At 68.9% G+C, this 12,405-nt stretch carries 6 protein-coding genes; 2 read left to right on the top strand and 4 right to left on the bottom strand.

Annotation, left to right across the window (positions count from 1 at the left end):
- Nucleotides 1-161: 161 nt before the first annotated feature.
- Nucleotides 162-1,136 (top strand): NAD-dependent epimerase/dehydratase family protein, encoded by a 975-nt coding sequence (locus NI2_RS21880; protein WP_067493833.1) that lies wholly within the window; start codon nucleotides 162-164, stop codon nucleotides 1,134-1,136.
- A 31-nt stretch (nucleotides 1,137-1,167) separates the two neighbouring features.
- Complete coding sequence (locus NI2_RS21875) at nucleotides 1,168-2,181, top strand: Rv2578c family radical SAM protein (RefSeq protein WP_067493546.1); 1,014 nt, start codon at nucleotides 1,168-1,170, stop codon at nucleotides 2,179-2,181.
- 15 nt (nucleotides 2,182-2,196) lie between these two features.
- Here the strand turns inward: NI2_RS21875 and NI2_RS21870 are convergent, their stop codons facing one another.
- From NI2_RS21870 to NI2_RS21855, 4 genes are read right to left on the bottom strand one after another with little or no spacing between them, the layout of a single operon-like run.
- Complete coding sequence (locus tag NI2_RS21870) at nucleotides 2,197-3,645, bottom strand: MFS transporter (RefSeq protein WP_067493544.1); 1,449 nt, start codon at nucleotides 3,643-3,645, stop codon at nucleotides 2,197-2,199.
- Nucleotides 3,642-4,358, bottom strand: coding sequence for a hypothetical protein (locus NI2_RS21865; RefSeq protein ID WP_243749685.1), 717 nt, complete (start codon nucleotides 4,356-4,358; stop codon nucleotides 3,642-3,644). The genes NI2_RS21870 and NI2_RS21865 overlap by 4 nt, the downstream gene beginning before the upstream one ends.
- Entirely contained in the window at nucleotides 4,355-5,761 is a 1,407-nt protein-coding gene (locus NI2_RS21860; RefSeq protein ID WP_067493829.1) for a condensation domain-containing protein, read from the bottom strand. The genes NI2_RS21865 and NI2_RS21860 overlap by 4 nt, the downstream gene beginning before the upstream one ends.
- A complete protein-coding gene (locus tag NI2_RS21855; RefSeq protein ID WP_084476600.1) occupies nucleotides 5,761-12,186 on the bottom strand; it encodes a type I polyketide synthase in 6,426 nt (2,141 codons plus the stop codon). Before NI2_RS21855 ends, NI2_RS21860 begins: the two co-directional genes overlap by 1 nt.
- Nucleotides 12,187-12,405: the final 219 nt, after the last annotated feature.

Here is a 12,405-nt window from a genome sequence, read left to right as displayed (position 1 = left end):
TCTGGAGACCACGATCGGGTAGCCGCGCAACTCCCGACGCGACCGCCCGATTGCGCAGTGCGCCAAATATAGCCGAATACCCCGCGCGGTTTCGACTCGCGACGGACCCGATCTGCGGCATTCGATGGCAAAACTAGAACATGTTCTATATCCTCGGCCCCATGAAGGTCGCAGTGACCGGCGCAGCCGGCTACCTCGGTTCCAACCTGATCCCTCAGCTCGTGGAGCGCGGACACGAGGTGGTTGCCATCGACCGCGTCGCCCCCGCAACCACCGACCCGGCCGTCACCTGGGTCGAGGGTGATGTGCTCGACGCGGCGTCGATGCGCACGGCGCTGGACGGCGCCGAGGTGGTGTACCACCTGGTCGCCCTCATCACGCTGGCCAAGAACAACGATCTGGCCTGGCGGGTGAACACCGAGGGCGTGCGGGTCACGGCCGAGGCCGCGCTCGAGGTGGGCGCGCGCCGGTTCGTGCACACCAGTTCCATCCACGCCTTCGACCAGTACCGCGCGGGTGGGCACATCGACGAGAACTCCCAACGCTCCGACAATCCCGAACTGCCCGTGTACGACCGTTCCAAATGGACCGGCGAACTCTCACTGCGGCCCGCCATCGAACGGGGTCTCGACGCGGTGATCGTCAACCCGACCGGCGTCTTCGGCCCGATCGACAACCTGCGCCAGCTCTCCCGCGTCAACCGCACCACGGTGGACTGCGCGCGCGGTCGCGTCCCGGTGATGATCGGTGGCGGCTTCGACATGGTCGATGTCCGCGATGTGGCGCACGGCCTGATCCTGGCAGGCGAGAAGGGCCGCACCGGCGAGAACTACCTGCTGGGCGGGCACATGATCACCCTGCTCGAGTTGTGCCGGATCGCCGCCCGGCACGCGGGTGCCACCGGACCGCGTTTCGCCATCCCGGCGGGTCTCATCGGCGCGCTCATGCCGGTACTCGAACCGATCGGCAAGCGCCTCGGTTCGGACGTGCTCTCCAAAGCCGCTCTGGGCGCGATCATCTCGGCCCCCGTCGTCGACCACGGCAAAGCCGAACGCGAACTGGGCTACCACCCGCGCCCGATCCAGGAGAGCATCCACGACCTCGTCGACTTCGCGCTCGCACCGCAGCACGCTTGACACCCGATCGAACACATGTTCGACTCAAAGGGTGCGGTGGCAGTCCCAGACCCTCGATGCCGATGACGGTGCCCTGCCCGGTTTGAGCCGGGCGGGGCTCGTTCGTACCGTCCGCACGCCCGAGTTCGACGGCATCACCTTTCACGAGGTGTTGTGCAAGAGCGCGCTGAACAAGATGCCCGAGAGCGGCGCGTTGCCGTTCCGGTGGACCATCAATCCGATGCGCGGGTGTTCGCATGCGTGCCGGTACTGTTTCGCGCGCGGCAGTCACGAATATCTCGGGTTGGACGCCGGGCGTGATTTCGATTCCGAGATCGTGGTGAAAACCAATGTGGCGGCGGTGTTGCGGCGGGAATTGGGGCGCCGGTCGTGGCAGCGCGAGGCGGTGGCGCTCGGTACCAATACCGATCCGTATCAGCGGGCCGAGGGGCGATACCGGTTGATGCCCGGGATCATTCGCGCGCTCACCGATTCCGGGACGCCGTTTTCGATTCTCACCAAGGGTCCGCTGCTGCGCCGGGATCTGCCGCTGCTCACCGAGGCGGCGCGGCGGGTGGAGGTGAGTGTGGCGGTGTCGATCGCGATTCTCGACCCCGACCTGCACCACAGTCTCGAACCGGGCACCCCCGAACCCCGTGCCCGCCTGGACCTGGTGCGTGCGCTGGCCGACGCGGGCTTCTCCGTACATGTGATGGCGGCCCCGATCATTCCGTGCCTCACCGACAGCCGCGCCCACCTCGACGCCCTGTTCGCCGCGATCGCCGACGCGGGCGCCACCAGCGCCATGGCCTTCCCCATGCACCTGCGTGGCCCCACCCGCGATTGGTTCCTGGCCTGGCTCGATACCGAACACCCCGCCCTGATGCGTCGCTACCGCCAGCTCTACAACCGGGGCGCCAATGTCACCCCCGCCTACCGCGACTGGTTGCGCGACCGGGTGAACCCCCTGCTCACCGCTCACGGTCTCCGCCGCGAGCAGGGCCCTACGACTCCGCCGACCGCCGCGCCCGCACCGACGAACCCGCAACTCGCCTTGTTCGGCTGAGTGTGCGGCGTGAGTTCAGGCGCCGTCGAGCACCTCCTCGGGAGAAACGCCGGCAGCGGCTGCCTCGCGCTGCTCTCGCCCCGGCATCGCCGAGGTCAGCGCGGCGAGAAGCAAGGCGACACCGCAGATGGCACCCATCATCATGACAGCGCCGCCGAGGCTGTGCGAGCTGAAGAACACCGTGGTCAACACCGCCAGTCCGACCGCGTTGCCGACCTGTTCGATGGTCGGCAGTACCCCGGACGCCTCGGCCATCCGGTCGGCGTCCAACCCCGACAGCATCATCGGTTGTAGCTGCACGCCGAACACCCCGACACCGAACCCGGCCGCGAACACCGGTCCCGCGCACAGCAGCGCACTGGCCACGCCGTCGACCAGGTACAGATACACCCCGCCCGCGCCGATGCACCCACCGAACAGCGCTATCCCACCCGCGAGCGCCCAGATGTCGAAGCGTGGCACCAGGATCAGCGAACCGATGGCACCCGCACCGGCACCGAGGGCGAACAGAGTCATCACCATGCCGGTGAGCAGCGGCGAGTAACCGAGCACGTCCTGCATCGTGATCGATGCGGCGAACACGAACGCCGTGAACAGGCCGAAGAAGACACCGACCAGCACCGAGCCGACCCGGAAACCGTTGTTGCCGAACAGTTCCAGGTGCACGAGTGGTGACGTACCGCGTGCGGTCCGTCGACGTTGCTGGGCAAGGAACACCGCCGTGAGCGCCAGGCCGGCGCCGACGACCGCGACCAGGTCGAGGCGCCAGCCGTGCTGCTGGATCTGCGCCATGCCCGCGATCAGGGCGAACAGCCCGAGCCCGGACAATCCGGCGCCGACCAGGTCGAGGCGGTGGCGACCTTCGGGTCTGTTGCGGTCCAGGAACTTCCAGGCCAGTGCGAACGCGAAGAGCCCGATCGGCAGGTTGATCAGGAACACCGACCGCCAGCCCCAGCCACCGATGTCGAGGGTGAGCAACACTCCACCGACGATCGGACCGAGCATCCCGGCGAATCCTGCCACGCCCCCGTACAGCGCGAACACCAGCGGGTGGCGTTCGCGTGGGAACCCGGCGGTGAGGATCGCGATGGTCTGCGCGGCCATCCCCGCCCCGGCCGCGCCCTGCGCCACGCGTGCGATCACCAATTCCATCGCACCGTCGGCCGACCCGCACCAGACCGACGCCGCGGTGAAGGCCGCGACCGACACCAGGAACATCATGCGCCGCCCGACCATCGCCCCGATCCGGGCGGCGGTGAGCAAGGTGCAGGCGAAGGCAAGCGCGTACCCGGAGATCACCAGCAGCTGCGCCGAGCGTGACGCACCGAGGTCGGCGGTCAGGTTCGGCAGCGCGGTGTTCACGATCGTCACGTCGATCATCTGCATGAACACCGCGATCAGGCAGGCACCGAACGCCAGCCAGGCACCGAGTTCGGGCGTTCGCGACTGCTCGGTGACGGTCACGACACCAACTCCATCGTCGCGCGCGGAGCCGACATCGACATCTGCGTCGGGAAACTCAGCTGCACCAGCCGGTGCGGCGCCGCCACCTCGAAGTGTGCGAGGAACGGCGGCACCACGGACCCGACCATCTTGTCGAGCATCCCGTTCACGTGCTCGAAGCCCGGCCGCAACCGGACCTGCCAGCAGGAGAACACCCCTGCGGGCCCGGTGAGCACGACCTGTTTCTCCACCCGCACGAGCAGCGGCCAGTGCACCGAGAACGCCAGCCACACATCGACGGTCTCCATCAGCCCTTCGGCGAATTCCAGGCCGCGCAGCAGGGTGAGCCCGGCGGCGATCGGCATCACGTTCGCCGGGTAGGGCGCGGGCAGGCCACCGGGTTGCAGATGCACGGTGTCGACGAAGTTCGCCTCCTCCCGCGACACCAGCGTCGATCCCGAAAAGGTCTGCGCGCGATAGGTTTCCGCGTGCAGGCGCCCGTCGATGCGGCCGATGCGCTGTTCGATCGTCATGACCGGCTCGCGCCCGTCACGATGCCGCTGAGCGGGGCCGACCTCCAGCGTCGTGTGGTAGCCGCCCCGGTTGTGCACGACCACCTGGGACACCTCCATCCCGCCGGGCTGTCCGGTGATGCCGACGTGATAGGTCGACTTCTCGCCGTCGGGGATGAACGGGTCACGGAAGATGGAGGGGACGAATTCTTCTCGGATCACGGGATCTCCGCGGCGCTGTCGATGATGGCTCCGAAGACGGACTTCATGGTGTCGAGGTAGCGGCTCACGTTCTCCTGGGCGATCGCGGTGTCGGGGAAGATGACGCTCAGTGAGGTCTGTCCCGGCAACCGGTTGATCCAGATCAGCGCTTCCTCGGACGCGGCGCGGTTGGCGAACACCCCGGCGTGCAGGCTGTCGAACAGCTCGTTGCCGAGGAAGTCCCTGGCGTCGATGAAGGAGATCATCGGGGTCACCCAGCCGGGTTCGGCCTTGATCTCCGAATCGGCGGGCAGCAGTTCGAGGACGCGATGAAACGACGTGGGCGCCAACAGGAGTCCGCTGTCGTAGGCGCGCTGGGCGGTCCTGATCGCGCGCCCGATCGTCAGCCGTTGCGGGAGCGGGAACGCGACCGGAACCAGCGTCACATACCAGCCGACCGAATTGTTCTCCGCCGCCGAGGTTCTGGTGCTCACCGGGGTCATGCCGAAGTAGTAGTCCGACCCGACCAGCTCGCGTTCGGCCAGCGCGGCCGCGGCGAACACCCCGCCGGCGAAATCGGCGCTGTTGGCCCGGCAGACCTCCTCGAAGCGCTCACCCTGTTCCTCGTCGAGCAGCACGATGCCGCGGTGGGCGCTGCGGTGGTATCCGTCGGTCTTCTCGCCGAGGTCGAGCGGGAAGCTCGGCAGCCGGTTGTCGTTGCCGCGCAACAACGCCAGCCACTTCTTCACCCCGGCCGAGGCCAGAGTCTGCTGATCGCTGAGGAACCGTTCGTTGCGGCAATAGTCCAGGTAGCTCGCCGCGGGGGCGAGCGGTTCGGCGTCGGGCCACAGTTCGGCGGCGTAGAGCTGGGCGAAGTCGGCGGCCGAGAGGTACTGGCCGAGACCGTCGGTGTGCAGGTGGTCCACGGCCAGGTAGACGGTGGTCGAGTCCTCGTGCTCGATGGCGCCGAAGGTGAAGCAATCCCATTGGAACGGACCGGGTGTGGTCTTCTCGACGTGCCGGCAGATCGCCTCGGGGTCGTCGATGTAGCCGTAGTCGACCGGGAGGAACTCCACATCGGCCTCGGGAACGAGGTGGCGGCGCACCGCGCCACCCGGTTCGACGGTGAACCAGGTGCGGAAGGTGTCGTGGCGCAGCAGGAACTTGTGGATCGCCCGGGTGATGGCGTCACGATCCAGTTCGGTGGTGGGGATGCGCGCGGTCACCAGGCACAGGCCCGAGAAGCGGAAGTCCGCGCCCGCGTGCCGGGCGGCCAGGCGCAGATACTGTTCCTGTTGCAGCGACGGCGGCGCCGGATGGGCCGGCGCCCGCGCCGCGCGCGCGACCGAGTCCGCCGAGGCGAACCAGGTCACGAGCCGTCCCGGCGCGGGCCGCCACTCGTCGATCAGACCGAACTCGACCATCAGTGCGATCCCGCCATCGAGACCTCGGACGCGCGGTCGACGGTCCACTGCTCCGGCACCTCGGTCGGTGCGGCGTCCTCCCCTGGCACCGGCACGGCCTCCGGAAGTGGTGGTGTGGCAGCGGGTTCGGAGGCCAGAATCAACTCGGCGACCTTCGGTCCGGCCTGTTCCAGGCTGAACGAGCGGCCCATCTGCATCGACATCAGGTCGATGCCGAGCGTCTTGGTGACGCGTGCGCCCAGCTCGACCGCCATCAGCGAATCCAGCCCGAGTTCGGGCACCGGCACGGTCATGTCGATCGACTCCACGGGCACGCCCATGACGACCGCGAGCTCCTCGGCCATCTTCCTGGCGATGGCGGGCCCACGCTTGGCCTCCTCCATCGCGGCCAATTCGGCTCGGAGCCTGGCCAATTCGGAGGTGTCCTTGGCGGAGGACTTCGCGAGCCCGGCGGTGCGGCCGGTGCGGATCAGCTGGGGGAAGGTCCCGGTCAGCTTCACCCAGTCGGTGGGGATGATCGCGGCGTTGGTCGCGCCCAGACGCAAGGTCTGTTCGAGGTAGGCGGTGGCGTCGGCCATGTCGATCGGGCCGAAACCGACGAGGTCCAGGTACTTTTCGGCGGTTTCGTCCGACGCCATGCCACCCGAGGCACCGGACAGGTGACCCCAGCCGATGCACAGGGCCCGCTCCCCCGCCGCCGCCCAGCGCCGGGCCAGGGTTTCCACCGCCACATTGGCGGCGCAGTAGTTGTACTGGCCGTAGATCCCGTACATGGAACCGCCCGAGGAGCACAGCACGAACATGTCCAGGGTGATGCCCGCGTCGGCGACCGCCTGGTGGATCACCTGCGCACCATGGACTTTGGGCCGGTAGACGCGGTCGAGTTCGGCCAGTTCCATCTTGGCCAGCCGGTTGTCGGCCACCGCACCCGCCGCGTGGAACACCCCGCGCAACGGGTGCTCGTCGCTGTGCGCGCGGGCGATGATCGCCGCGACGGCGGCCGCGTCGGTGACGTCGGCGAGTTCCTCCACCACCTCGATACCGATCGAACGCCACACCTCGAGCTGACGCTTGGCGGTGTCGGTGCTCGCCCCACTGCGCCCGACCAGCACGAGGCGGCGCGCACCGCGCATGGCCAGCCACCGGCCGATCGCCATCCCGAAGCCACCGAACCCGCCGGTGATGAGATAGCTGGCGTCCCCGTCGATTTCGAGGGGCGGCAGGTAGGGGCGCACGGGTGGTCGCGGGTCGTCCATGCGCAGCGCGACGCGACCGACTCGCGAGGATCGCAGCGTCTCCTCGAAGGCCTGGCTCACTTCGTGTGTCTCGAACAGCTGATACGGCAGCGGGGTGTACACGCCCTCGGTGACCTTCTCGAACACCCGCCGCAGCAGCCGCGACAGGCGCTGCGGGCGCACCGCGACCAGGCGATCCAGGTCCATCGAGTAGTAGGCGAGGTTCTTGTCGAAGTTGGCCAGTTCCAGCAGCCCACCGGTGTAGATGTCGGCCTTGCCGACCTCGACGATGCGGCCGAATTCGGCGGCGGCATTGAAGTTCTGGCGCAGGATCTCGCCGGGAGCACTGCTGATGATCACGTCGGCGCCCGCGCCGCCGGTCAAGGCGAGCACGTCGTCGACGAAGTTGAGCGAGCGCGAGTTCACCGCGAAGTCGGCGCCCATCGCCAGCACGTGCTCACGGCGCTCGGGCGAGCTCGCCGTGCCGATGATGCGAGCGCCGATCGCCTTGGCCACCTGGATGGCCGCGGTGCCGACACCGCCCGCCGCGCCGTGGATGAGCACCGTCTCCCCCGGCTCCAGCCTGGCCAGATCGTGCAGGGCGTATTCGGCCGTGCCGAAGGCGATGGTGCTGGTGCAGTAGGCGGGATCGGTGTCGGGGGGAACCACCACCGCCAGTTCCCGGTCGACCGTGGCGAACCGGCGCATCATGCCCTTGGAGGCCACCGCGACCTTGTCGCCCACCGCCACATCGGTGACGCCCGCACCGACGCGCACGACGGTGCCCATGCCCTCCATACCGGGGACGGTGCCGAAATAGGTCGGGGCGAGCTCACGCTCACCGAGCAGACCGATGATCTTGAGCGGGTCCTTGTAGTTCAACCCGATGACCGCCATGGCGACCTCGATCTCCCCGGTACCCGGCGCCACGCGTGGGCACTGCCGCCAGGCCACCTGTGACAGCAGGCGGGTACGCGGCATGTCCAGTTCGAAGTTGGCCTCCTGGTCGGTGAGCGGGTGCGCTGTCTCGAGTTCCTCGATGCGCTCGGGCAGCGGTTTGGTCACCACCGGGGCGAGACGGACTCCGCCACGCAGCACTACCTCGTCGCTGTTGTCGAGCGAGAACGCTCCCGGCACACCGAGTTCGGTGACCAGATCAGCGATCGGCGTGCCCGGTTCGGTGTCGATCAGGCGCCAGCGCAGCGGGGTCTGCTCGTTGAGCAACACGCGTCGCGCGCCGGCGAACGCGGCCTGTCTCGGGTCGGGCGCGACGTCGCTGTCGGGCGTGGCGAAGGCGGATTCGGTGATCAGGGTGGCGTGGACGGCGCCGTCGCCGAAGTGGATCTGCGGTGCGGCGCCTTCGACGGTGGGGGTGACGTATTCCGAGATCGCGACCGCGATGCGCTTGAGCGTCCACAGGTCGGCGACATCGTCGGTGCCCGCACCCGCCACCACGCAGACGTGCACGCGGTCGGTTCCCTCGGCCTTTGCCGCGGTCAGATTCGCGACCAGGTCCGCTTCGAGCTGCTCGCTCGCCGGGTCGACGACATACACCCGGGATCCGGGGACGGCGGCGGCGAGCCGGGCCGTGCGTGGGCTCTCACCGAGCGCCACGATCACCGTCGACACCGTCCCGGCCTCGGCCAGCGCCGCCGGGTCGAGCGGCTCGCGTTCCTCGAGCGTCTCGGTGTAGTAGAAGTCGGCCATCCGGTGCAGTGGGTCGTCACCGGGTTTGAGCGCGCCGATCTGCAGTCCGGTCAAGCGCGCCACCAGCTTCCGGTCCTGATCGAGCAGGTCGACATCGGCACGCAGCCGGGCCTTCGGGTCGCGGCGGGCGATGACGGTGATCCGCGCGGGCAGGTCCGCGAGCAGGCGCACCGCCGTCACCCCGACGGGCACCATGACGCCCTCGTTGATCCGTTCGTCGGTGAACAGCATGGCCGCACACTGCATGGCGGCATCGACCACGGCCGGATGCGCCAGGTGCCCGGAGTCGGCGGCAATGCTGCCGTCGACGGTGGCCAGCACGACATCGCGGCCGACGCGCACCGAGGTCACCCGCCGGAAGGACGGACCGTACTGCAGACCCGCCGAGGCGAGCCCCGCGTAGAACATGGCCGGGTCGACATCGACGCCGACATCGAGCGTGGGCAGTTCGACCTCGGTCTGTTCGTGCGCGCCGGTCAGGGTGCGCCCGGTCGAGTGCACCGTCCAGGCCGTTCCGGTGGCGCTGCGGGAGCGGATCAGGAACCGGCCGCTGGCCTCCTCCACACTCATCGCGACCAACGGCACATCGGGGGCGCCCATGACGAGCGGCGCGACGAACCGGACCCCTTCCAGCGCGACCTGCTTGCTGCCGATCCGCTGCGCGGTGGCACTGAGCGCGGCATCGAGATAGGCCGCGCCCGGCATGATCTTGACGCCGTTGACCACGTGGTCGGCCAGCCAGGGCAGCAACTGGGTGCCGACCTGGAGCAGCCATTCGGGGCGGCCCTCCACGTCGGGGTCGCCGAGCATGGCGTACGTGCCGGGCGTGCCGAGGCGGGCCTGTTCGAACAGCGGCAGCGCCGAGTGCAGGCGGGTGCGCTGCCAGGGGTAGCGCGGCAGCGGCACGTGCGCGGCCGGAACAGCCGGGAACAGCCGTTCGCGGTCGAGGAAGCCGGCCGCGTGCAGGCCGATGAGGGTGCGCCGGAGGCTGTGCGAGTCGGACTGTTCGCGGTCGAGGGTCGGCACCGTGGTGCCGTTGACGTCCGCGTCGACCATGGCCTCGCGGATATTGCCCGACAGCACCGGGTGCGGGCCGACCTCGAGGAACACCCGGTTGCCCGCGGCGAGCAGTGTGCCGATCGCGGCGTGGAACCGCACGGGCTCACGGACATTGGACCACCAGTACTCGGCGTTCCAGGCGCCCTCGGTGACGAGTTCGCCGGTCACCGACGAGTACAGCGGCACGGTGGGCGCCTGCGGGGTCAGGTCGGCGAGCACCTCGCACAGTTCGTCGTGGATCGGCTCCATCAGGCGGCTGTGGTAGGGCACCTCCACCCGCAGCCTGCGGGCGAAGATGCCGTCCTCGGTGAGCTTCTCGGCGATCTCGTCGAGCCGGTCGACATCGCCGGACAGGGTGAGCGAGGTGGGGCTGTTGATCGCGGCGATGTCGACGCTCGGGTCGTCGCCGATCAGCGCGGTCACCTGGTCGGTGCTCATCCCGACCGCCAGCATGCCGCCGGTGCCCGCCGTGGTGGCCTGCAGACGGGCGCGGTGACAGGCCACTCGCACCGCGTCTTTCAGCGAGAGCATGCCGCTGACGTAGGCCGCCGACACCTCGCCCACACTGTGGCCGACGATGGCCGCCGGGGCGATGCCGTATACGGCCAGCTCACGCACCAGACCGACCTGGACGAGGAAGTTGGCCGGCTGCGCGACCTCCGTGCGGGTGACGCGCGACTCGTCCTCGGGCCGGTTCAGCTCCTCGATGATCGACCAGCCCGCCAGCGCACGGAACTCGGCGTCGATCTCGCGGGCGGTCTCGGCGAACACGCCACCGGCGGCGAGCAGTTCGCGGGCCATCTTCCAGTGCTGCGGTCCCATGCCGGAGAACACGAACACCGGTTCGGCGGCGGCCGAGGACACCGTGCGGGTCGCGTCGCGTCCGCCGCCCGAGGCGTATTCGTGCAGTTCGCGAACCACATCGCCGGTGTCGCCGTCGAGCAGCACACCGGTGCGGAAGGGGTGCTGCGCCATGCGGGTCCAGGCCGCCTCGGCCAGCCGCTGTGGGTCGGCGCCCGAGGTGATGAGGTCGGCGAACCGGCCGGCCAAGGCCCGCGCCGCGCCGGTGCTGCGCGCCGAGATGGGCAGAATGCCGAGGTGCCGTGGTGGTTCGGGCTGCGCCTGCGCCGGGGCGCGGAACTCCTGCAGGATGGCGTGCGCGTTGGTGCCGCCGTAACCGAAACCGTTGACGGCCACGGACATCGGTTCCCCGTCGGCGGGCAGGGGCCGCGCCTCGGTCTGTACGTGCAGGCCGAGTTCGTCGAAGGGGATGTCGGGGTTGGGGTTCTCGAGCCAGCCCTGCGGCGGCAGCGTGCGATGGCGAAGGGCCAGCGCCGCTTTGATCACGCTGGCCACGCCCGCGGCGGCCTCGGTGTGGCCGATCGTCGCCTTCACCGAACCGACACCGATGGTGCCCGAGCGGCCCGACGGTGCGCCGAAAACCCTGCCGAGGGCACGCAATTCGACCGGGTCGCCGACGAGGGTTCCGGTGCCGTGCGCCTCCAGATAGGTGATCCGGTCGGGGGCGATGCCCGAGCGCTCGCACACGGTGCGCGCCAGCGTCTCCTGGGAGTCGACATTGGGCACGGTGATCGCGGTGGTCCGCCCGTCCTGGTTCGAGCCCGTCGCCTTGACGACCGCGTACACGCGATCACCGTCGCGTACGGCGTCGTCGAGTTTCTTGAGTACCACCATGCCCGCGCCCTCACCTCGGCCGTAGCCGTCGGCGGTGGCGTCGAAGGACTTGCACCGGCCGTCGGCGGCCAGGAAGCCGCCCTTGCACATCAGGACGAAGGTCTCGGGCTGCAACATCACGTTGACCCCGCCCGCCACGGCGACCCGGCAGTCGTCGTTGTCGAGCGCCTGGCAGGCCAGGTGCAGCGCGACCAGCGACGACGAGCACGCGGTGTCGACCGTGATCGCCGGGCCGACCAGGTTCAGCGCGTAGGCGATGCGGTTGGACAGCATCGTGTAGGAGGCGCTGGCCGGGGTGTGCATGTCGGTGTGGAACAGCGCCGGTCCGACCACGCCGATCACCGACTGGTCGACCACGAAGCCGCCGACGTACACGCCGACCCGCTCGCCCGCGACCTGTCCCGCGATGCCCGCGTCGTCGAGCGCCTCCCAGGTCACCTCCAGCATCAACCGCTGCTGCGGGTCGAGCACGGTGGCCTCGCGCGGGGAGATCCCGAAGAAGTCGGGGTCGAACTGCCAGGGATCGATGGTCATGAAGGCGCCGTGCTTGGTGTAGCTGCGACCCGGCGTGCGTGGCTCGGGGTCGTAGTAGCGGCGCCAGTCCCAGCGATCGGCAGGCACCTCGACGACACCGTCGCGCTTGTCGACGACGAAGTCCCAGAACGATTCCGGCGAATCGATTCCGCCCGCGAACCGGCAACCGATTCCGACAATGGCAATATCCGACACGCAATTTCCTCCGGTTTCGACCGGTCTGCGGCAACTGACCGTTTGATGTCAACGTAGAAGCCCGGCACCGCGCCGATCGTTCGATAACCGACGTCTGCCATTTCTGACTGACACTCGCGCGTACTCCTGTGATCTGCCCCAGGAGGCGAGGTCACGGCTCACAGCGAAATTCCGGGATCGATTGTGACCGAACGCAATATCGATGTTTCACGACCGAAA

Origin of the sequence: Nocardia ignorata NBRC 108230 (genome assembly GCF_001612905.1) — a bacterium.
In the GTDB taxonomy this organism is placed as follows: Bacteria; Actinomycetota; Actinomycetes; order Mycobacteriales; family Mycobacteriaceae; genus Nocardia; species Nocardia ignorata.
This window is presented reverse-complemented; position numbering and strand designations above follow the sequence as displayed.